Below are 22628 nucleotides of genomic sequence, written 5' to 3'. Positions count from 1 at the left end.
GTGTTCTTTTTTTTCAAACACAAAATTACTAATTTTCGGGAACTTTTACTTCTCTAAAAAAAGTTTAAACAGCTTCAAGAAAAAAAATATAAAATTAGCATTAAAAAATCTAATGACCTATATGTCAAATATTTATATGATAGAAAAAAAAGTAAGGATTTAAATTATGATGAAACTTTTCTTTCTCCAACCTTAATTGTTGATGATCATTATGTATATTCTTTTCATAATTTGATTGAGAAAAAGGTAGCCGTTTTTGGTGTTTGGATAAATGCCAATACAGGAAAAATAACTAATTGTAATGAGTATATATGGTTAAAAGAGAAGGATATTTTTCTTCAAAAAAAATAAATGCAGATTATTATAGGTAATTATAGAACTTAAGGCATAACAAAAGTAGATGAAAAAATATTAAATGATTATAAATTAACAATAAATAAAGAGTATCGCGAGATTCCTTACATAGAAATTAGTAATTTCAAATTAAGTTATAACCAACAATTGAGTAATTAGAAATAAAAATATGTATAAAGTTATTAAAATAGTTATTATTATGGGTATATTAAGTAGTATTTTTTCTTGTAGGAGTGAAATCAGAAAAATATAAGGGTTTCACAGATGTTAGGAATAATCACTCTTTTTGCTTCTTAAACGCTGGTGAGCAAACTGCTGCACACGAAGTTTTGCACAGTATTGGGTTAGATCATACTTTTGAAAAGAATAGTGATGACTTCATCTATAAAGGGGAAGAAACAGATAATGTGATGGATTATCTAAACGAAGGAGTTGCTCTCTATCAATGGCAATGGAAATTAATAAACCCCGCAATAAAAGAAATATTAAATAGAATAATTAATGAGCAATTATGAGAGTATTTTTAGTATTACTATATTTGTATGCTTCCTATGTAATAGCACAACCTAAAAATGAAACGTTTGATTTTGAATTATATAAGAATCTTGGAAAAAATGCTGATATTTACAGACATCAGTATTTAAAAACAGATGGTTGTATTCTTTATAAGATTAGTTTTGACAAAGAAGAAGGGGGGTATATAGAGGAAAGTTTGCCCTCCCCTTCTTTTATAACACGCCGTAAAGATTATTATCCGAATGGAAAAATTAAAAGCATCAAGCATTTTATAGGAGAAAATGTACTTATCGGAAAATCTGTTTATTACAATAAAAAAGGCGTTAAAAGAATTGTAGATGAAGATAAGAAATTCAAGAAAATTAAATATCCTTATATTTTACAATTCTTGGAAAAGAAAGGGCATATCAACCTTAAAACGGGAAAAGGTAGAATTGTTGATATTAAAGGAACAAATTATTTTGGATTTCAATTATATTATGTAGAAGAAATGAATATGTGGGAGGCTATCATAAAAGGCGGTTACCCAGAAGATAAATGTTTAGAGAAATATATAGAATTAGCAAAAAAAGAAAAACAAAAAAAAGAAAAACAAAAAAAAGAAGAGGATAGTCATCTAGATTGTTCATATCCAGAAAGAAATTGTGATCTACATTATTTTATAGATGCAATTTCTGGAAAACAGATTTCAAAACAAGAGTACGCAAAAAGATATAGAGCAGCGTTTGGTGAAGAGGATGAAAGACTTGATTATATCTTTACAGAGCCGTGATATAATTTTTGAGTTGGCAGCTTCTAATGCTGGTGAGCAAACTGCTGCACACGAAGTTTTGCACAGTATTGGGTTAGATCATACTTTTGAAAAGAATAGTGATGACTTTATTTATCAAGGGGAAGAAACAGATAATGTGATGGATTATCTAAACAAAGGAGTTGCTCTCTATCAATGGCAATGGAAATTAATAAACCCCGCAATAAAAGAAATATTAAATAGAATAATTAATGAGCAATTATGAGAGTATTTTTAGTATTACTATATTTGTATGCTTCCTATGTAATAGCACAACCTAAAAATGAAACGTTTGATTTTAAGCTCGCTAAAGAGCTTGAACATAAAACAGGGGTATTATTGAGAGATATATATATGAAAGAAGGGTGCAGAGTTTATGATATATATTTTGACAAAGAAGAAGGGGGATATATAGAGGAAAGTTTGCCCTCCCCTTCTTTTATAACACGCCGTAAAGATTATTATCCGAATGGAAAAATTAAAAGCATCAAGCATTTTATAGGAGAAAATGTACTTATCGGAAAATCTGTTTATTACAATAAAAAAGGCGTTAAAAGAATTGTAGATGAAGATAAGAAATTCAAGAAAATTAAATATCCTTATATTTTACAATTCTTGGAAAAGAAAGGACATATCAACCTTAAAACTGGAAAAGGTAGAATTGTTGATATTAAAGGAACAAATTATTTTGGATTTCAATTATATTATGTAGAAAAAATGAATGCGTGGAAAGTTGTGATAAAAGGTGGTTACCCAGAAGATAAATGTTTAGAGAAATATATAGAATTAGCAAAAAAAGAAAAACAAAAAAAAGAAAAACAAAAAAAAGAAGAGGATAGTCATCTAGATTGTTCATATCCAGAAAGAAATTGTGATCTATATTATTTTATAGATGCAATTTCTGGAAAACAGATTTCAAAACAAGAGTACGCAAAAAGATATAGAGCAGCATTTGGGGAGAATTATAAAAACCTTGATTATATCTTTACAGAGCCGTGATATAATTTTTGAGTTGGCAGCTTCTAATGCTGATGAGCAAACTGCTGCACACGAAGTTTTGCACAGTATTGGGTTAGATCATACTTTTGAAAAGAATAGTGATGACTTTATTTATGAAGGGCAACAAACAGATAATGTGATGGATTATCTAAACAAAGGAGTTGCTCTCTATCAATGGCAATGGAAATTAATAAACCCCGCAATAAAAGAAATATTAAATAGAATAATTAATGAGCAATTATGAGAGTATTTTTAGTATTACTATATTTGTATGCTTCCTATGTAATAGCACAACCTAAAAATGAAACGTTTGATTTTGAATTATATAAGAATCTTGGAAAAAATGCTGATATTTACAGACATCAGTATTTAAAAACAGATGGTTGTATTCTTTATAAGATTAGTTTTAACAAAGAAGAAGGGGGGTATATAGAGGAAAGTTTGCCCTCCCCTTCTTTTATAACACGCCGTAAAGATTATTATCCGAATGGAAAAATTAAAAGCATCAAGCATTTTATAGGAGAAAATGTACTTATCGGAAAATCTGTTTATTACAATAAAAAAGGCGTTAAAAGAATTGTAGATGAAGATAAGAAATTCAAGAAAATTAAATATCCTTATATTTTACAATTCTTGGAAAAGAAAGGACATATCAACCTTAAAACTGGAAAAGGTAGAATTGTTGATATTAGAGGAACAAATTATTTTGGATTTCGATTAAATTATGTAGAAAAAATGAATATGTGGGTTGCTATCATAAAAGATGGTTACCCAGAAGATAAATGTTTAGAGAAATATATAGAATTAGCAAAAAAAGAGAAATATATAGAATTAGCAAAAAAAGAAAAACAAAAAAGAGAAAAGGATCATCTGATAGTTTGTTCAGAAAGAAATTGTGATCTATATTATTTTATAGATGCAATTTCTGGAAAACAGATTTCAAAACAAGAGTACGCAAAAAGATATAGAGCAGCGTTTGGTGAAGAGGATGAAGGACTTGATTATATCTTTACAGAGCCGTGATATAATTTTTGAGTTGGCAGCTTCTAATGCTGGTGAGCAAACTGCTGCACACGAAGTTTTGCCTCGGAAGCCGTAAGACAACGATGGAAAGATTTAATAGAGAGGAAATGGAATGGGATTGCAAAAATAAAAATAATCAACAACGGTGTTACTGAAATCTATGATATTAATTTTAATCTAAGATGGAGTGAAGAAAGTACGGCTCATTACATAATTATTCCCGATGGGAACAATTCTCAAGGGACATATGGTTCAGGAGGCACTACAAGTATGCAAAATTGGGGAACTTATGATAGAGAAGATATTACTCATGAGTTTGGACATATGATAGGAAATAAAGATGAATATTTTACAGTTGATGGGAGAAGATATGGGAGCGGTAGAGCACACAAAGGTATAATGAATGACCCTTCCGATAAACCTAAGAAAATTCACTTTGAAAAAATCAGACAGAACATTGCTAAAATGCTTAATGTAACGGATAATAATTGTGTAATCATTTAGGGACTATGAGCAAAATATTGAATTTCCTTATCCTATTTGTATTACTTTTAAAGTGTTCTTTTCCTGAGAATAGAGCCTCCAACAACCAAGAGAAAAAAGATGTTGTCGTAACTTTATCTTGTACAAATAAAGAAAAAGGTCTTATTACTATAAAAAATAATCTTGATGAAGCTATAATTTATCATTTTTGGAAACTCTCCCTTCCCCAGAAGAAAGGTGGCTCTATGTGCAAGGCTCTAAGATAAGTATATCCCTGTCCTCTATGGTGACTTTCGTTTTCTATGGCATAGAGAATCCACTGAGTAAAGCTAAAAGTCATTTGATACAGCGTTATAGGTTGGGTAAAATCCCTTATCTCTTTCCATTCTTTGTCTATCTGAGCGGTAACCTTATCCCATAAAGCCAACAGATCGGATTTCTGAGTAGGAAACTTTCCTTCTTCCAAAAATTTATGATGTTTTTCAGGGAGTATTTCGCCAAATATACCATCTGTTATTGCAATAAATTCTTCTACCATAGCAGAAAATGGACGTAGGTTAGCAATATTAAAAGTAAAGAGATCTTTTTCAGAAAAAGCCTCAATGACCTTACGGGTCAAAGCACGTACATCTTTGAAATTGGTATGCAGTGCCTCAGAAGTAAGCAATTCTTTCATGTTTATTTGTATTTATTTGTATATCAGTAATTCTATTTAGTGGTTCAGAGTATTAATCATTGTTGGCATTAATTATTAGATTAGTCCCATTTGTTACGAGTAGAAACGGCATACTTACCACCACCTGTAAAAATCAGTGCTAAGGTTGGAAATAGGAACAAGGCAGGAAGTTCAGGAGCCCAGCCTCCGTGTGGAGTAAGTTCCAAAAGCACTTCTGAATAAGCTAAGAGTAGTACAAAGCAACCCGTACCCACCATTACAAAAGCTGCCAAGCGGGTTCTATAGCCTATAGCTACCAATAAAGGGGCTAAGATTTCTCCTAAGAAAACCCCATAAGCGATAAATGTAGGTAGGTGTTTCTTTTCTAAAAGAGATACAATGTATCCAAAAGCCTCTGCATGGATAAGTTTGTTTATCCCGTGAGGAATCATCAAAAGCCCTATAGAAAGGCGAATGATCAGCAGACCTAAATCTTTATTCTTCATTGTTGTTATATTTAAAATTCGGCGCAAAAATAGTTTTTTTTCAAATAGTAGAGAATTTTTTCTATTTCTTTAACAAATGTACATTTTGATAGAGTTTCCTGATCTCCTCCCTTACCTCCATTAGGGCAAAACCCAAAAGGTTTTTACCACGCCATGTGCTGATATTTTGTGCCTTTTCATTGTCTTTGCCTAAGCCTATCCCCCAAATAGTGTCTAATGGGCTGGCTTCTACCAATATTTTATCACCCGTAGAGAGCAGAAAGTTCATCATAGCCTTGTTTTGCGTAAATTTGTAGTAATTTCCATTAAGCACAATACTATATTTGACCTTGTCCCATACTTCAGAGTCAAAATTACGTACTCTTCTGCCCAATGCTTTCATGAGTTTAGGATCAGAAGTGTTCATGATCTCTTTCGCTATCTCTTCATCTTCAAACAAACAGGCTTTCTGAGTCATCATATACTGCTCAGTACAAGAATATTCATCTCCATCTATACAAAAAGATGAAGGTTGCCATTGCGAAAAACAAGATTCATCTACTACCTCGCAATTAGGCTTCCAAAAGAAGACAAACTTGAGCTTCTTAGCCGAGTTGATAAACGTTGCTTTAGAGTATTTATAAGCCCCTTTAGGCTGCCAAAAAGGAATCCCTTCGTAGTAATAATCCTCTTCATTAGGATGTCTGTCTTTCAAATCCTTATCATTTACAGCCCAATTGTTGCAGTGCCAAAAGCAAGGATACGGAAATAGTCGTTGATATTCCTGTTGTTGTGCAGAGGTAAGTGCTTCGTACCAATCCCAAAACTGATAACGGTAGTCCTCACCACCCCCCATACGCCAGCCCATAGAGAACTCAGTAAATTCAGGGTATTCAATCCACTGTGGTGGCATAAGTTTAAAATTAGGTTTCATCATTGTGTATTTTTAGTAAGTACATATTTCTTAGGGGTAGTCCCAAATTTCTTTTTAAAGGCAGCTATAAAATGACTGGGCATACTATAGCCGAGTTTCAAGGATAGTTCATTGACATTGTATTGTTCGGTAGTGAGCCATTTACGTGCCAGCTCCATTTTGTAATCAAAGAGAAAGCCATAGACGGACTCCCCATAGATCTGCTTAAAACCACTTTTGAGCTTCTTTAGGGGCAATCCCACCTCCTCTGAGAGTTCTTGCAAGGAAGGTGGTGAGGTCATGTGCCTAAGGAGTAGCTCCTTAGCCTGTCGAATCTTCTGTACATTCTCCTCACTGGAGAGAAAAGGACAAGCCTCTGTCTCAGTCTCTTGTCCTTTATTAAAATACAGGCTCAACAGCTCATATATCTTTGCCCTAAGGTACAGCGAATAGAGACTTGCAGGTAAGTGCATAGTACGTATCTGGTGCAAAATGATGAACAACTGTGGAGAGATTCCTACCAAGGTATAGTATTTCTCATGCTGACGCATAGGAGAGAGAAAATCAATTATCCCTGATTCTCCTAAAAATAACGAATGAAACCTTCCTATAGTGATAAAGATCGAAAAAAGAGTGGTTCCTGGTGCCAATCGTACCTGTAAGGGTAATATTTCCTTAGGATTATACAATAAAAGACTTTCCATTTCCTTTAGGAGCATAGAATAATTTCCTGAATGAAAAACAAAGGTTACCGCTCCCTTATCACAGAAATGAAATTGAATAAAGTTTTGCTTAATTTCTTGGGTAACCATCTGAGAATCATTACTTTCATTTTCCTTCCGTAAGACAAATATTCCTTCTTCTATTTCTCGAAAAAGTGAAGCACTTTGGTCGTTATTTTTTGTGTACATAGATAGGTGTTTTTTGCGTTTTCTTATTTAGACTTTTTCTATATTTTGATAGATAAAGAATAGTAAAATACTGACTTACAATCATTAATAAATTAAAGTGCAAAGATAGTACTTTCAGAGCAAAAAAAAGAACTTTTAGCGATATTTTTTTTCAGAATATAACCTTATTTTTGCGTTTGTTTTTATGGATATAACAGATGACTCAAAATACAATTCAAAAAGAAACCCATTTTTATACTATTGGAATTAGTTACAAAAAAGCAGATGCAGATATGCGAGGACTTTTTAGTTTGGATACCGAGCATCAAGAAAGTATCCTTGCAGAAGCTCAAGCAGGAAAAATGGAAGGACTTGCTATTATTTCTACCTGTAATCGTACAGAACTCTATGGTTTTGCAGAACATCCCTTTCAATTAATTCAGAAATTATGTGCTCATTCCAAAGCAACTCTTGAGGATTTTGAAAAAGTGGGATACATCTATAAAAACAAGGAAGCTGTTAATCACTTATTCAATGTAGGAACAGGCTTAGATAGTCAAATATTAGGGGATTTTGAAGTTATAAGCCAATTGAAGAAATCTTTTTCTCTGGCAAAACAATATCATCTTATCAATGCTTTCTTAGAACGTTTGCTTAATAGCGTGATCCAAGCCAGTAAGCGAATCAAGAATGAAACAGAACTCTCCAGTGGAGCTACTTCTGTATCTTTTGCTTCTGTACAATATATCTTACAAAATGTAACTGATATTTCCAATAAGAAAATACTCCTTTTTGGTACTGGAAAAATAGGTAGAAATACTTGTGAAAACTTAATTAAACACACTAATAACGAACACATTACTCTTATTAATAGAACTAAGGAAAAAGCACAGGAAATCGCAGGGAAATTTAATGTTTTAGTGAAAGACTATGCTCTTCTGGAGAGTGAATTAGCCCAAACAGATGTGTTAGTAGTTGCTACAGGGAGTAAAACACCTACAATTACTGAGGAAATACTTCCTAAAGATAGAAAAATACTCATATTAGACCTCTCCATTCCCAAAAATGTAGCTGATTCGGTACAAAGGATGGATAAAGTAACACTTATTCACATGGACCACCTCTCTCAGATAACAGATGATACTTTGGAACGTAGAAAAGCATTTATTCCTCAAGCTCAGCAGATTATAGAAGAAATTAAAGAAGAGTTTGACCAATGGTTACAGAATAGGCGATTTGCTCCTACTATTCAAGCGCTCAAACACTCCTTAGAGGAACTAAAAAATGGAGAAATAGATTTTCAACGAAAAAAGATACCTGACTTCAATGAACAACAGGCAGAAATTATTAGTGATAGAATCATTCAAAAAATTACTACTCGCTTTATCAATCATCTAAAAGAAAGTGCTTCACCGGAAGAGAGCCTCTCCCTTATGAAACAAGTTTTTGAACTTTAAACCCAATCATTTAAGCATAAAAAAATCGGTAAGAAGTTTACCGATTTTTCTTTTGATTTTTGCTAATGAAAGAGACTACTGCATAAGTGAGTATCAGACAGACTAACGCAAAGAGTAGAATCATCATAGTTCCATTGGTGTGATTGTACAATGGAAAAAAATATAAAATATTCATCTTTATTATTTTACAATTCTTTAAAAACAGTATGTAATAAGCGTTTCTTATCACTGATGCTTTCCTCCATGGAGATCATACTCTCAGTTCTGCTTACTCCTTGAATATCATCTATCTGGAAAATAATTTCTTTAGCATGTTTAGTATCTCTCGCTCGTATTTTACAAAGAATATTATACTTCCCACTAATGATACTTGCTTGAGTAATATAAGGAATTTCAGAAAGTCGTTCTATAACAAATTGTGTTTGGTGGTTCTTTTCTAAGAAAATACCTACATAAGCTACAAAGGTGTAACCTATCTTTTCATAATCTACTGTAAGTGTAGAACTCTTAATGATGCCTGATTCCTCCATTTTTTTTACACGGATATGAACTGTCCCTGCTGATACTTCCAGAGCTTTGGCTATATCGGTGAAAGGCATTCGTGTATTCTCAATAAGCATATCAAGAATTTTATGATCAATCTCATCTAACTTAAATCGTGCAGCCATACTTTTAATTTTGGGAGCAAAGGTATAACTTTTTTGGGGATAAAAAAGGAAAAACAGCAAAAAAATTATATTTTTTTTACTTCATCTTCAATATAAGCTAAAATATGAGAAATAATATTATCAATATTGCAATTATTTTCATTATATACTTCTGATAACATATAAGTATGATGAGCATAATAATCCTGTTTATTTCCTATTTCTAATAACTTAGGAGAGAATGTAACTTTCTCCCCATAAAGGGTTTCCTCCAATTGTATATAAAATCTTTGTGTCAGGTTTTTATCATTTATAATACAGTAATCACAGAAATTCTTTCGATTCTCAGGAATCTGGAAATACTCCTGGTATAATGTCCCTGTTACATTATTATCATTAATGTATTTTAGTCCTTCTAGTATTGATAAAGCAATATATTTTCTGGTTTGCTCTCGAAGGTAATCATTAGGATAAAAGCCAGATTCAATAAGTATCGTAGGAGTTCCTAAAAGGGAGAATTGATCTCCTGTGCAATTGGGATTAAAACTATCATCAAAACGACCTACACAATTACAAATTAACTTTTGTAAATTACAATTCATTTTTGTAATCACCTCCATTGCTTTTTTTCGTATTATTGTTATACTTCTTGATTCATCTACCGCAGGGGCTAAGAAGGATATAGTAGCAGATTTGTCCTTTACTCCAAAAATAGTTCGTTGATCATGCAAATTAAAACAGAAAGCAGGCTTTATTTCTTCAAAAATCCTTCTAAGAAACTGACTTTCTTTTTGTGAAAGATTTATAGCATCTCTGTTAAGATCTACTTTATTGAAATTCTCTCTTGTATATAAGTTAGCTCCATCAGGATTTAGCATAGGAATAATATATAACTGACTATCTGAGAAATAATATCCTTGTTCCGAGAACAGCTTTAATATATCCACTAAGGCACGAGTGGTAGTACTCTCGTTTCCATGCATCTGTGACCATAATAAAATACGTTTATTCCCTTCTCCAATCCTATATAAAGGAATAGGAAGCCCATTTTCAGAAGTTCCTTCCAACATTCTCCAAAATGAATAGTCCTTAAGGATTTCCTCTAAATGATAGAAGGAAACATACTTTCCTGTAATTCTCTCATCTTTAGTATAAATGTAATTCATTTGATTTTTTTACAAAAGTAATATTAATATCATTCACTTTTGTAAAAACTAATTAGTTTATTGTTGTAAAATATTTTTGTATCTTTAAAATAATTGTTTTACTTTTGTAATTATAATTTAATCTTTATAGACTATGTTTAACCAACAAGATTTTATCGCTCGTTTACAGAGACTTATGGAATATAACGAATTAAGTGCATCTGCTTTAGCAGATCATTTAGGAGTGCCTCGTTCAAGTATATCTCATCTATTATCAGAAAGAAACAAACCTAGTCTAGATTTTGTACTTAGAATTATAGATAAATATCCTGAGGTGGACTTATATTGGCTACTCTATGGAGATGGAAATTTCCCTAAAGAAGAAAAGAAAGAAAAATTAGTGAATACTACGCTTATAAACACAGAAATTCCTTTTCCTAATATGGACGAAATTTCTTCTAAAAAGCGTGAAAATAAAGAAATTATTAAAGCATCTACTCCTGATAAGATAACCAAACGCATCCAGAAAATAATTTTCTTTTATACTGACAAATCCTTTGAAATATTTGAAAATTTGTAGTATATTTGTACTTTAATTATTGAACTTTATTGATTTTACATTTGTAAACTTTTTATGATAGAACATTTATTAACTTTAGATGCCTTAGTAGCATTGCTTACCCTTGTTTTCTTAGAAATAGTATTAGGAATTGACAATATTATTTTTATATCAATTGTTACTGGAAAACTTCCTGACCAACAAAGAAAAAGGGCTACTCGTGTTGGATTATTTTTAGCTATGCTTATTCGTATAGTATTGCTGTTCTGTATCTCCTTATTAATACAACTCAAAGAGCCATGGATTCGTGTAGACTATAGCTGGTTTAAAGTATCTCTTAATGGGCAAGCCATCATTCTACTTATAGGAGGATTATTTCTTTTGTATAAATCAACCCGAGAGATTCATGCCAAAGTAAATCATATAGAACACATTACAGATTCCAATGAGGCTGAGAAGTCAAGAAGAACTTCTTTTTGGGGAACTATCCTCCAAATTCTTATGATTGATATCATTTTCTCCTTGGATAGTATTCTCACCGCTGTGGGAATGACAAATGGTTTAGAAGGAGCTCTTTTAATAATGATTATTGCAGTAGTTATTTCGGTAGGTATTATGATGCTCTTTGCTGTTCCTGTAGGAGATTTTGTGAATCACAATCCATCCATTCAAATATTAGCACTCTCCTTCCTCATTCTCATAGGTTTTATGCTTATTACAGAGAGTATGCACCTGTCTCATGCTATTATTTTTGGAAAGGAAGTAGGTGCCATCCCTAAAGGATATCTATACTTTGCTATTGCCTTCTCTTTAGCCACTGAATTCTTAAATATGCGAATGCGAAAAAAATCTTAACTTCACAATATTAATTCAGAAAGATTAAAGACTCCAATGCAATTAACTGTTTTTGGAGTTTTTTTATTGTTATGCCCTTACTACTTATTATTATATTATCTATTGAAATTTCCTGCCTTTAAATAACCAAGAAAACCAAAAATATATGATTTAGATATCTAAGATATCGTTTGTTCCTTTGCCCCCTTTCTTTGTAAAACAAAAATAAAAGAAAACTTACAGTTTCATAGAAACTTATTAACTTACAAATTCAATAAAAATATTACCATTTTTCAAATGAATTTTATTAATAATTTGCTAATTATATAATTGGTTATTAAGTGTATACAATATAATTTATAAACTAAATATTTATATTTATAGCTTATAAAATTAACTATATTAATGAATATCAATATATTACATACATATATAGATTGTATATTTATATTTTATATAGTAAATTAATTGTAAATAATATGAATGTAAAACATTACACTATAATATATAAATATATATAAACCAATTATTTATATATAACTAAAATTAATTATTTAATAAAAGAAAACTTTTATGTATATTTGCATTCAATTTATAGCGTTCTTTCCTTGAAGGATAGCACATGACTCATGGAAAAAAAATCACCTTATAAAACGATTTGCTTTAGTATTTTTGGAAATTTAGGATTGGCAGGAATCAAGATTAGTGCTGGGATCTTGGGGAACTCCTATGCCCTAATTGCCGATGGCATAGAGTCTGTTTCTGATGTTTTCTCCTCCAGTTTGGTATTTTTGGGGTTAAAATATGCAGAAAAACCTGCTGATGAAAATCATCCTTATGGACATGGGAAAATAGAACCTTTGATTACTTTCCTTGTTGTAGGATTTTTGATTGCCTCTGCCCTACTGATTGCTTATCAAGGATACCAAAATATCCTTACCCCTCAGAAGAGTCCTAAGGCATGGACATTAATATTGTTAGGAATCATCATACTTTGGAAGGAGATCAGTTACCGTGTAGTTCTTAGCAATAGTAAACTTACAGGGAGCACTTCCCTTAAAGCAGACGCTTGGCATCATCGGTCTGATGCCATTACTTCTGTAGCTGCTTTTATAGGTATTAGTATCTCCTTACTCTTTGGAGAAGGTTTTGAAACGGCTGACGATTGGGCTGCACTGTTCGCCTCTGGGATTATACTCTTCAATGCTTATCTGATTTTCCGTCCAGCTCTTGGTGAAATTTTGGATGAAGACGTTTATGAGGGGCTATCCTTAAGAATTAAGGAGATTGCCAAGGATATTTCAGGAGTTATGGCAGTGGAAAAATGTCATATTAGGAAAGCAGGGATGTCCTATTGTGTAGATATCCATATCATTGTCAATGGAAAGATTACAGTAAAAGAAGGACATGATATAGCCCATACCTTCAAGGATACTTTACAGAAGAGGATTCCTTCTCTCACTTCTATACTTATTCATGTAGAACCTGATTATAGAGATATTTGTCTTAAATGTAAGAATATTTAAGCATAATACTCCTCTACAAAACTAACTTAGCAGTAGCTTCTCTTTGAATCTTATCGGAGGAAGTAAGCTTAAATTGAGGGAGGAAATATATCTTTTTAGGAAGTTCATACTTTGAAAATATAAGCTCTTTTTGTAAATTACTAAGCAAATTAGGATAATCTTCTTCCTTACCTTCTACAAAAAGGACTACCTTTTCACCTAACAACTCATCTGGCTCTTTCCATATAAAAAATCTGTCTGAGATAAATGAAGATAGCTTGCTTTCTACTCCTTCTGGAAAAATCTTTATTCCTCCTGAGTTAATGATATTATCCAAGCGACCTTTCCATTGGAAGGATTTATTCCCATGAAGAATAACTACATCATGAGTCCTTATTTGCTTATCAGACACCTCTGGACAATCTATGACCAAGCAATGATTCTTATCCTGGGATACGGTTATTTTTCCTAATGTAGTGTAAAAGGAACTATGTTCTTTTCTGGGACTAATGGTTCGTAAGGCTATATGAGAAACTGTTTCCGTCATTCCATAAGTAGCATATATTTTAGAAGGTACCTCTTGGAATGCTTTTTCCATTTCTAAAGAAATAGGAGCTCCTCCTAAGATAATCTTTCTGGCTCGGTATAGTTCACTCAAGGATTTTATAGCTTGCATAGGAGTTAGGGCTACAAAATCATAACTCCCTACAGCAGAGGCAAAAGGAGTACTACTTGGTGGCATTATATGCAAAGAAAGCCCCAACACTAAGGCTCTGACTATCATCATTTTTCCAGCAATATAATCAGTAGGAAGTACACATAAAGCAGTATCTCCGGCTTTTAAGCAAAGAAAATCTCCTGTAAGCATAGCAGAGTGAACCATATACTTTTTCTTAACTTGTATTTTCTTAGGAATTCCCGTAGTACCAGAGGTTTGTAACTCTATGTGATCATATTCATCGAACCATTGAGTAAGGAAAATAGCTGCTTTTTGCAAATGCACTTCTTTACTTTCTGAAAATAAAGTAATTATTTCTCTTATTCCTTGCTCTTTACAAGGAATATCATTTATCTTTGTAGCCTTATGCAAATGATTTATTATGAATGAATTCATTTCAATATTTAATCAATTTTTCCAAAAAGACGTGATTTCCAGTCTGTCCAATGATATTTCTTGGCAAAAATATACAACAATAATAACAAAGGTAGAAAGAAGGAAAGCAGATAAAGTCCTGTGATTTCAGGTTCGGATACCTCTTTAAGTAATGAAGGCGTTTGAAATACACTCCATGAGGAAGTGGTCAGAAAGGAAATAAAGAAATTATTAGCAATATGGAAGCCTAAAGAGAGTTCTAAGCCATCGTCCATCAAGGTAAGTATTCCTAAAAATAGCCCTAAACTAATGTAGAATAATAAAAAACCATAGCCCATTTTACCTATTTCAGGATTAGCCACATGTACCAAGCCAAAGAAAATGGAGCTAAATAGAAGAGGTATCCCTTTGTTTCTACTTACAATAGCCATTGCTTGAAGAAAATATCCTCTAAAAAAGTATTCCTCAAAACCTGCTTGAAAAGGGATAAAAAGCAAAGAAATAAGAACTAAAGTAAAGAAAGGTATAGGCTCAAAATTCCATTGATAATCAGAAGGAAAAATCCAGTAGCTCAAGAGGGTCTGTAGAACAATTATCCCTCCCCACAAGGAAAAGCTAAAAAGGATTCTTTTAAAATCTATTTTCTTTCGTCCGGTAGTGAACTGGACAATAGGTTGATTATGTATGACCCTAACTATAAAGAAAAGGAGCGTAAAAAAGAGTAAGAACAATGCTACATTCATTGTGAAGAAAGGCAATTCTCCCACTTGCGCTACAAGAGCACTATAATCGGGTTGTGGAGAGAAAAAAGCATTAATATTCAATAACAAAAATAAAGATATCGGGATAAAATAAAACCATTTATTCTTGACAAAAAAACCATTTTTAATATACATATTTCCTAAAAAAATTATACTTTTGCAAAATTACGAAAAATACCTGAAGTAGAGAAGAATTGAGTCATGAATTTCTTAATCAATATAGTAGGTACTACTGCCATAGGGAAAACATCTTTAGCCATTGCCTTAGCCCAATATTTTAATACTGAGATTATCTCCTGCGACTCTCGCCAGTTCTATAAGGAAATGTGTATAGGTACTGCCGTCCCTTCCCAAGAGGAGTTATCAGCAGTTCCTCATCACTTTATCCAACATAAGAGTATCTTTGACCCCTATTCCGTGGGCGACTTTGAGCGAGAAGCAATAGCCTTGATTACCAACCTTTTTAGTAAAAAAAACATAATTATCATGGTGGGTGGCAGTGGCCTGTATAACGATTCCATACTCAAGGGTTTAGACAATTTTCCCCCTACAAGGGAAGGGGTTCGTGAACAGCTCAATCAACTGTACCGAGAAGAAGGGATCACCGCTCTACAACAGCATCTCAGAGAGTTAGACCCCACCTATTATAATAAAGTTGATTTACAAAACCCACAGCGTATCATACGTGCCTTGGAAGTATGCCTTAGCAGTGACCACCCTTACTCCTACTACCTTCAACAGAAAATCATTTATCGCCCCTTTACTCCTATCACCATAGGTCTCAGAGCCGATCGGGAAGCGATTTACGACCGTATCAACCAGCGTATGGAGGTGATGCTTGAGGCAGGTCTCCTTCAAGAGATAGAGTGCCTACTCCCCTACCGCCACCTCAACGCCCTACAAACGGTAGGCTACCGAGAATTCTTTGACTTTTGGGAGGGCAAAATCTCCCTAACCGAAGCCATAGAGAATGCCAAGATGAATACTCGTCGCTTTGCCAAGCGGCAACTCACTTGGTTTAAGAAATCTAACGATATACAATGGTTTGACTACAAAGAAGATAGAAGAAATATTATAGACTACATTGAAAGGAGTTCTGAGTTATAAGTTTTGAATTGTTTATAGAAATAGAATTTAGGAATGTATTCATTCCTTTATGGACTTCTTGGCTATTGTTCTATTTTAATATATTAGATTTTGGCAATATATTTGTTTTATTGTCGAAATCTAACTAATTTAATAGGTTCAATTTTCATAGAAAAAGCACCCCTACAAAGGCTATAACACAAAATTCGTTAGTATTTTGTAGGGATGGTGGCTACTTAGGATTTCTTATTAAGTAGATATATATTATAAGGAAAAACACTCTTTAAGTTCATTATATACTGTTTGATAATGGAAACTAGAAGCAGAAGGATGGGTAATATACATAGCTGGAATCTTTTTGTCCTTCACTTTATAGTAGTACAAACCTTTCCCTTTATTTATTAGTGTATTTTCTTTAGGAAGATATTCTCCTGTATAAGGTAATTTTGTCCAAAGTCTTTGCCCCCATACTGTGATTATATCTGGCTGATAAGTCTCCAATATTTCCCAAAATGCTTTTTCTGATTTGGCAAATTGTTCTTCAGTGGGAGATTGACGAGGTGCAACCATAGGTATCTGTACATAATTATAAAAGGCCACGTGCTCCCAAAAATCTATAATTTGCTCAGCAGACAAGTCTCCATTATTGAAAGCTTTGGCGAATTTGGTAAAAGTACGCATCCAATTACTATGTTCCTTATTACCTCGCTGATATTCTTTAAAATTTTCTATTACCTCATTGGTAAGACTCTCCCACTCAGGATAGTCCTTAATACTTGTATTCCCCTCATCATCTGCACAATAATGGCTCTCCCCTAATACTAATACTTTTTTACCATGGTATCCTTCTTCGTATTTATCACCTATATAAGGAATGAAGAATACATTTTTTAAATTAGTTGTCATATTTCTACATCATTTGGAATTGCACTCTTCTATAATTTCATCGATTGTTTTGCCATTAATTAGCCCACCTTCATGAAAATTAATAATTTCATTAACAAGAGTTTCTATACTTTCTTGGTTAAGTTCTTCGCCTTTTCTCAGTAAATTATAATCAAAGCTGTCAATTAGTTTACAGCCTTGTATCCAATCTTTTGATGCTCCTTTTTGAGCATAACGATAAGGGGCATATTGGCGATTATTGTAGAAGTCAGACCAATAGGTGATATAGGTTGATCCATTATTATTGGTATCCCCTACTCTGAGCCACATACCTGTTTCTTCTCCTTTTACTCGCCACCATAATATTCCATCTTCTTCTATAAAATCAGTGAGATTCTTTCCTAATCTTTCCTGAACTAAGTCTTTGATTTTCTGAATATATGATTTTCTATTAAGGTAAGGTAGAATATGTTCTTCAAGTTTGTTGAGTTCAAGGGCGACTTGCTTTTCTATGGCTCCTCCTAAACCTATTTCTTTGGCTAAAATATTGATAATACTATACAAGTAGGTTTGAACTTGTACTTTGCTTTCCTTGCTATTTTGTTGTTTTTGAGCTTCTATAGCAATGTTGTTAAGTGATCGTAAAATGCTTTCAGAACTCTCTGGTTTGGCATAAGGGATAATATCCTTGGCTACCAATTTAAGTAATTCATTGAGTTCTTCCATAGAAATATACCTATCATCCCATATCCTCCATAGTTCTTCTATAAAGTTATTGAAAAGTTCGGATTTCTTCTCAAAAACTTTTACATTTCTTTCCTTATCTTCTTCACTGGCGGTTTGTCCTTGTAGAAGGAAAACAGTGATAATAGCTGTAAAGATTGCCCCTATAGCAGAATTGTTGATATTCTCAACTAACTTAGACATTTCTCCTTCATAGATAATACTAAATATGAATATACTTAGTGAAATAGCTAATAGAATAGCCAATGCAATGAGTAATTTACTTTTAAAAAATTCTTTTTTCATTATTATAAAGTTTTAAAAGTAGGGGTAATAATGCCCCTACTTATTTTTACAACCATTTATGAGAAAGTTCTTTAAGTTTCTCATCATAGACATACATCATTTTATTCCTTACAAATGTAATTGTCTTCCCTGCTACATTTCTAAATTCACCTAAAGAGTTTTCCCAATTATGGGAGATTTCTTTTAACTTCTCATCATAAATATAGAACATTTTGTTTCTATAGAAGACAACAAGTTCAGAACTAAACCCCTTTAGTTCTCCAAGAGTATTCTCCCAATTATGTGTAATTTCTTTTTGCTTTTCATCATACACATAATACATTTTGTTTTTTAGTTCAATGTTTGAAATTGCCATTTTTTTAAAATTTAAATTTCTCCCTTACTCTATTACAGGCTTTTCGGGTTTCGCCTTCTAAAAACACAGCCCTTCGGATAGCTGTTTCTATTTCTGAGTGCAAAATTAGAGTGCTAAGTGGTCAAGCTACGACCGACTTGTTATTTTAACAAAGACAAAAAAGCAAACCTACTCACGAAAAAATTTCGTAAGCAGGCTTGCTTTTCTGAAATATTTTTATATATAAATCGCTTAAGCTAAGACACAATAAGGGCTGGCGTTGCGTTGCGTTGCGTTGCGTTGCGTTCTTAAAATATTCATAATTTATTTATTTCTAATCCTCTGCAAAGGTAATAAAAAATTATGAAAGTATATTAATTCTATTTGTTAAATTTTCAAATCATTTCTTATTTCTTAATAGTTTTTCGGGTAGCTGTCTTAGTCGTTGTCTTAACGGATGTTTTTTTGGTAGCCTTCTTAGGCTTCTCCTTAGGGACCAAGAGTGCTTGGGCTTCTTCTAAAGTAAAGGCTTCTATATTGGTATCCTTGCTGAGCTCTACTTTAGTTTTTCCTTTGACGAGGTGATAGCGTCCCCAGCGGGCTTTTTCTATACGAATTCCCTCGGATGTCCATTCTTTGACCACCTTCTCGGATTCTTTCTTTAGCTTTTCTTCAATAAGGGTGGTTATATCACTCGGGGAAAGATTGTCAAAGTCATATTTCTTACTGACACTGATAAACATATTATTCCATTTGATAAAGGGACCAAAACGTCCTACTCCCTTGGTTACTTCCTTGCCATCATATACTGAGATAGGAGCATCCGCTTTTTGTTTTTGCTCGATCACCTCTTTTGCCTGTTCAAAAGTAACGGAGAATACATCCAAGGACTTATCTAAGGAAATAAAGGATTCTCCAAAGCGGATATAAGGACCAAAGCGCCCAATATTGGATTCCACTTCCTTGCCTTGGAATACGCCCAACTTGCGAGGGAGCTCAAAGAGCTTCATAGCTTCCTCAAAGGTAATCGTATCTATGGACTGATTGGGAAGCAGGCTAGCAAAGCGAGGTTTCTCTTCGTCCTCTACAGTGCCTATCTGTACCATAGCTCCATAACGACCTAAGCGAGCACTTACAGGCTTCCCAGTAGCTGGGTCAGTTCCTAAAACACGTTCTCCTGTTTCCCGTACTGCATTCTGTTCTACATCGGTAACCGTTGGGTGAAAAGCATCATAAAATCGCCCGACCATCTTTGACCAATCCTCTTTACCAGAGGCGATGTCATCAAACTCCTCTTCCACCTTGGCGGTAAAGTTATAATCTACAATATTGTCAAAGTGAGCTATAAGGAAGTCATTCACCACCATTCCTATATTAGTAGGAATGAGTTTTCCTTTGTCTGCTCCCACTTTTTCAGTAAGTTTCTTTTCTTTCACTTCACCTTTTACTAAGGATAATTGTAGATAGGTACGGCTTTCTCCTTCAAAGTTACTACGCTCTACATAGCCACGGTTTTGTATAGTGGAAATAGTAGCAGCATAAGTGGAAGGTCTCCCAATTCCTAATTCCTCCAATTTTTTCACCAAGGAGGCTTCTGTATATCGTAAAGGAGGTCTTAAGAAGCGTTGGGTAGCAATAATATTCTTATTATCAAGATGTTCTCCAATTTTTAAAGAAGGTAACATTCCCTCGTTTTCTTCTTCTTCGTCATCTTTGCCTTCGAGATACACCTTCAAGAAGCCATCAAAGGTAATCACTTCTCCAGTAGCTACAAAGGGCTCCGAATGGGTATTAGCATTGATTTTTAACTGAGTGCGTTCTACAAGCGCATCACTCATTTGGGAGGCAATAGTTCGCTTCCATATAAGTTCATATAAGCGCATTTGATCATTTTCTGCCTTAATGGTATGTACTGCCATATCGGTAGGGCGGATAGCTTCATGAGCCTCCTGAGCTCCTTTGGAATGAGAGGTATATTGGCGTGTTTTGCTATATGCTTGTCCGTAGGACTTCTCTATTTCTTTCTTTGCAGCACCGAGCGCCTCTGGAGAAAGGTTTACGCTATCGGTACGCATATAGGTAATAAGCCCTGATTCATAAAGGCGTTGCGCTATTTGCATCGTTTTGGATACTGAGAAGCGGAGCTTGCGGGATGCCTCCTGCTGAAGAGTGGAGGTAGTGAAGGGAGGTGCAGGAGTTCTCTTAGTAGGCTTGGTTTCCAGATGAGTAACTGAGAAAGTAGCCCCTATATTTTGCTCTAAGAAATCTCTAGCAGCCTCTTGGGTAGGGAAAGACTTATTGATATGGGTCTTGATGAGTTTTCCCTCCTTGTTAAGGAACTCAGCAGTTACCTTATAGGAGGCTTCTGTTTTGAAGTCCTGTATCTCCCGTTCGCGCTCTACGATAAGTCGTACAGAAACGGACTGTACACGTCCAGCCGATAGCCCCTTACGTATTTTTTTCCATAATACAGGAGATAGTTCATACCCTACTAATCGGTCAAGCACCCTACGTGCTTGTTGGGCATTAACTAAATTATAGTCTATTCCACGGGGATTTTTTATAGCATGGTCAATGGCGGATTTAGTAATGGAATTGAAGACAATACGCTTTGTTTTCTCCTTAGGTAATTTGAGTTCTTCAGCTAAGTGCCATGCGATTGCTTCTCCCTCACGGTCTTCATCGGAAGCCAGCCAAACGGTGTCCACCTTTTTCACTTCTTCTTTGAGTGTTTTTACAAGGGTTTTCTTATCCGATGAGATAAGGTAGTGAGGCTTAAATCCATGCTGAACATCCACCCCCAGTTCCTTGTCCGGAAGGTCAGCAATATGTCCATAACTGGACAAAACTTTGTAATCATTTCCCAGAAATTTCTCAATAGTTTTCGCCTTGGCAGGAGACTCTACAATTACTAAATTTTTTGCCATTCGAATTAATATTAAAGTAAAAAAGTAATGATTAATGCCCAATGATAATGATTAATCTTTATCATTATTTTGTTGTCCCATAAGCATCAAGTATGCTTTTAAGAAATCATCTATTTCGCCATTCATCACCGCATCCACATTAGTTGTTTCATAGTTTGTACGGACATCTTTGACGAGCTTATAGGGTTGCATCACATAATTACGAATTTGACTACCCCATTCTATTTTCATTTTGTTAGCCTCAATTTCATCACGCTTAGCCTGTCGCTTCTTGAGTTCCATTTCGTAGAGTTGTGACTTGAGCAACTGCAAGGCTTTGTTCTTATTATCCAGCTGGCTACGTGTCTCAGAGTTTTCAATAATAATTCCCGTAGGATGGTGACGGAGGCGCACTGCCGTCTCTACCTTGTTGACATTCTGTCCACCTGCTCCACTGGAACGCATGGTTTCAAAAGAAATATCGGCTGGATTTATCTCTATTTCAATGGTATCATCGGCTAAGGGGTACACATATACAGAAGCAAAAGAAGTATGCCGCTTGGCATTACTATCAAAGGGCGAGATCCGTACAAGGCGATGTACCCCATTCTCCCCTTTGAGGTAGCCAAAAGCAAATTCACCATCTATTTCAAGGGTAACCGTCTTTACTCCAGCCACATCACCTTCCTGATAGTTAAGTTCCTTTACAGAGAAACCTTGTCTATTTGCCCACATGATATACATACGCATAAGCATAGAAGCCCAATCACAACTTTCTGTTCCTCCTGCTCCTGCCGTAATCTGTAAAACTGCACTAAGAGCATCTCCTTCATCGGAAAGCATATTGCGAAACTCTAAATTCTCAATATGAGTAAGTGTTTTAGCATAAAATGCTTCTACTTCCTCAGCAGAAATAGCATTTTCCTTATAGAAATCCAACATAACTTGGAGTTCTTCCAGCATTTCAGCTAATTTTTCATAATCGATTACCCATTTTTTTTGAGATTGAAGTTTTTGAACTACTATTTGCGCTTGTTTTGGGTTATCCCAGAAACCTGGTGCTAATGTTTTTTCCTCCTCATTGGCAATTTCTATTTTTTTTTTGTCAATTTGGAGGTACTTCTCTAAGTTCTCTACCCGCTGGCTAAGTTCTCTTAACTGCTCTATGGTTATCATTCACGAAAATTTCGGCAAAAGTACGACTTTTTATCTATTATTTTTAGGGAGAATATTATTTTTTTACCTAAATCTTTCTAAATAAAATTAAAAATATTTCTAA

At 34.0% G+C, this 22628-nt stretch carries 25 protein-coding genes; 12 read left to right on the top strand and 13 right to left on the bottom strand.

Translation table 11 applies throughout. The features are described 5' to 3' along the window. Positions 1-587: 587 nt before the first annotated feature. From VJJ03_RS03295 to VJJ03_RS03265, 7 genes are all read left to right on the top strand, one after another. Positions 588-869, top strand: coding sequence for a hypothetical protein (locus VJJ03_RS03295; protein WP_323973827.1), 282 nt, complete (start codon positions 588-590; stop codon positions 867-869). Continuing rightward, positions 866-1642: a hypothetical protein gene (locus VJJ03_RS03290; RefSeq protein WP_323973825.1), complete on the top strand. Its 777-nt coding sequence runs from the start codon at positions 866-868 to the stop codon at positions 1640-1642. The genes VJJ03_RS03295 and VJJ03_RS03290 overlap by 4 nt, the downstream gene beginning before the upstream one ends. Beyond that, on the top strand, positions 1608-1886 hold the full coding sequence (locus VJJ03_RS03285) for a hypothetical protein (protein WP_323973823.1): 279 nt from the start codon (positions 1608-1610) through the stop codon (positions 1884-1886). The genes VJJ03_RS03290 and VJJ03_RS03285 overlap by 35 nt, the downstream gene beginning before the upstream one ends. After that, a complete protein-coding gene (locus VJJ03_RS03280) occupies positions 1883-2659 on the top strand; it encodes a hypothetical protein (RefSeq protein WP_323973821.1) in 777 nt (258 codons plus the stop codon). The genes VJJ03_RS03285 and VJJ03_RS03280 overlap by 4 nt, the downstream gene beginning before the upstream one ends. Continuing rightward, on the top strand, positions 2634-2903 hold the full coding sequence (locus VJJ03_RS03275) for a hypothetical protein (RefSeq protein ID WP_323973818.1): 270 nt from the start codon (positions 2634-2636) through the stop codon (positions 2901-2903). The genes VJJ03_RS03280 and VJJ03_RS03275 overlap by 26 nt, the downstream gene beginning before the upstream one ends. Beyond that, on the top strand, positions 2900-3682 hold the full coding sequence (locus VJJ03_RS03270; protein ID WP_323973816.1) for a hypothetical protein: 783 nt from the start codon (positions 2900-2902) through the stop codon (positions 3680-3682). Before VJJ03_RS03275 ends, VJJ03_RS03270 begins: the two co-directional genes overlap by 4 nt. Before the next feature lie 270 nt (positions 3683-3952). Beyond that, positions 3953-4186: a hypothetical protein gene (locus VJJ03_RS03265; protein ID WP_323973814.1), complete on the top strand. Its 234-nt coding sequence runs from the start codon at positions 3953-3955 to the stop codon at positions 4184-4186. Between the two features lie 181 nt (positions 4187-4367). Here the strand turns inward: VJJ03_RS03265 and VJJ03_RS03260 are convergent, their stop codons facing one another. The 4 genes from VJJ03_RS03260 to VJJ03_RS03245 form a co-directional block, all read right to left on the bottom strand. Continuing rightward, positions 4368-4841 carry a DinB family protein gene (locus tag VJJ03_RS03260; RefSeq protein WP_323973812.1) on the bottom strand — a complete coding sequence of 158 codons (474 nt, stop codon included), beginning with the start codon at positions 4839-4841 and terminating at the stop codon, positions 4368-4370. 80 nt (positions 4842-4921) lie between these two features. Next, positions 4922-5326: a DoxX family protein gene (locus tag VJJ03_RS03255; protein WP_323973810.1), complete on the bottom strand. Its 405-nt coding sequence runs from the start codon at positions 5324-5326 to the stop codon at positions 4922-4924. A gap of 61 nt (positions 5327-5387) precedes the next feature. Then, positions 5388-6242: an NADAR family protein gene (locus VJJ03_RS03250; RefSeq protein ID WP_323973808.1), complete on the bottom strand. Its 855-nt coding sequence runs from the start codon at positions 6240-6242 to the stop codon at positions 5388-5390. Then, entirely contained in the window at positions 6239-7129 is an 891-nt protein-coding gene (locus tag VJJ03_RS03245) for an AraC family transcriptional regulator (protein ID WP_323973805.1), read from the bottom strand. Before VJJ03_RS03245 ends, VJJ03_RS03250 begins: the two co-directional genes overlap by 4 nt. 197 nt (positions 7130-7326) lie before the next feature. Between VJJ03_RS03245 and hemA the strand changes: the two genes are divergently transcribed. Further along, positions 7327-8565, top strand: a complete 1239-nt coding sequence (gene hemA, locus VJJ03_RS03240) for a glutamyl-tRNA reductase (protein WP_323973803.1) — start codon at positions 7327-7329, stop codon at positions 8563-8565. 185 nt (positions 8566-8750) lie between these two features. Here the strand turns inward: hemA and VJJ03_RS03235 are convergent, their stop codons facing one another. Further along, the gene (locus tag VJJ03_RS03235) at positions 8751-9233 is read right to left on the bottom strand and encodes an Lrp/AsnC family transcriptional regulator (protein WP_040358054.1); all 483 of its coding nucleotides are present in this window, start codon (positions 9231-9233) and stop codon (positions 8751-8753) included. 65 nt (positions 9234-9298) lie between these two features. Then, positions 9299-10378 (bottom strand): M14 family zinc carboxypeptidase, encoded by a 1080-nt coding sequence (locus VJJ03_RS03230; protein ID WP_323973802.1) that lies wholly within the window; start codon positions 10376-10378, stop codon positions 9299-9301. A 133-nt stretch (positions 10379-10511) separates the two neighbouring features. Between VJJ03_RS03230 and VJJ03_RS03225 the strand changes: the two genes are divergently transcribed. The 3 genes from VJJ03_RS03225 (at position 10512) to VJJ03_RS03215 (ending at position 13276) form a co-directional block, all read left to right on the top strand. Beyond that, positions 10512-10937 (top strand): helix-turn-helix domain-containing protein, encoded by a 426-nt coding sequence (locus VJJ03_RS03225; protein ID WP_009745747.1) that lies wholly within the window; start codon positions 10512-10514, stop codon positions 10935-10937. A 54-nt stretch (positions 10938-10991) separates the two neighbouring features. After that, positions 10992-11771: a TerC family protein gene (locus tag VJJ03_RS03220; RefSeq protein ID WP_416377842.1), complete on the top strand. Its 780-nt coding sequence runs from the start codon at positions 10992-10994 to the stop codon at positions 11769-11771. A gap of 608 nt (positions 11772-12379) precedes the next feature. Further along, on the top strand, positions 12380-13276 hold the full coding sequence (locus VJJ03_RS03215; protein WP_323973800.1) for a cation diffusion facilitator family transporter: 897 nt from the start codon (positions 12380-12382) through the stop codon (positions 13274-13276). A gap of 13 nt (positions 13277-13289) precedes the next feature. On the opposite strand, the gene VJJ03_RS03210 is transcribed toward VJJ03_RS03215, so the two are convergent. Both VJJ03_RS03210 and VJJ03_RS03205 read right to left on the bottom strand, forming a co-directional pair. Continuing rightward, positions 13290-14369 carry an AMP-binding protein gene (locus VJJ03_RS03210; RefSeq protein ID WP_323973798.1) on the bottom strand — a complete coding sequence of 360 codons (1080 nt, stop codon included), beginning with the start codon at positions 14367-14369 and terminating at the stop codon, positions 13290-13292. 8 nt (positions 14370-14377) lie between these two features. Continuing rightward, on the bottom strand, positions 14378-15244 hold the full coding sequence (locus VJJ03_RS03205) for a CPBP family intramembrane glutamic endopeptidase (protein WP_009745742.1): 867 nt from the start codon (positions 15242-15244) through the stop codon (positions 14378-14380). Between the two features lie 66 nt (positions 15245-15310). Between VJJ03_RS03205 and miaA the strand changes: the two genes are divergently transcribed. Then, positions 15311-16216: a tRNA (adenosine(37)-N6)-dimethylallyltransferase MiaA gene (gene miaA, locus VJJ03_RS03200; RefSeq protein ID WP_323973796.1), complete on the top strand. Its 906-nt coding sequence runs from the start codon at positions 15311-15313 to the stop codon at positions 16214-16216. 243 nt (positions 16217-16459) lie between these two features. Here miaA and VJJ03_RS03195 read toward each other — a convergent pair whose 3' ends face one another. The 5 genes from VJJ03_RS03195 to prfB form a co-directional block, all read right to left on the bottom strand. Further along, positions 16460-17101 (bottom strand): hypothetical protein, encoded by a 642-nt coding sequence (locus VJJ03_RS03195; protein WP_323973794.1) that lies wholly within the window; start codon positions 17099-17101, stop codon positions 16460-16462. Between the two features lie 9 nt (positions 17102-17110). Further along, a complete protein-coding gene (locus VJJ03_RS03190; protein ID WP_323973792.1) occupies positions 17111-18109 on the bottom strand; it encodes a hypothetical protein in 999 nt (332 codons plus the stop codon). 46 nt (positions 18110-18155) lie between these two features. Beyond that, positions 18156-18464, bottom strand: coding sequence for a hypothetical protein (locus VJJ03_RS03185; protein WP_009745738.1), 309 nt, complete (start codon positions 18462-18464; stop codon positions 18156-18158). Between the two features lie 386 nt (positions 18465-18850). After that, complete coding sequence (gene topA, locus VJJ03_RS03180) at positions 18851-21370, bottom strand: type I DNA topoisomerase (protein WP_323973790.1); 2520 nt, start codon at positions 21368-21370, stop codon at positions 18851-18853. A gap of 51 nt (positions 21371-21421) precedes the next feature. Beyond that, complete coding sequence (gene prfB / locus VJJ03_RS03175; RefSeq protein WP_323973788.1) at positions 21422-22525, bottom strand: peptide chain release factor 2; 1104 nt, start codon at positions 22523-22525, stop codon at positions 21422-21424. Positions 22526-22628: the final 103 nt, after the last annotated feature.

Origin of the sequence: Capnocytophaga sp. G2 (assembly GCF_035282625.1) — a bacterium.
Lineage (GTDB): Bacteria > Bacteroidota > Bacteroidia > Flavobacteriales > Flavobacteriaceae > Capnocytophaga.
The sequence above is the reverse complement of the archived record's forward strand: the minus strand, read 5'-3'. Positions and strand labels throughout refer to the sequence as shown.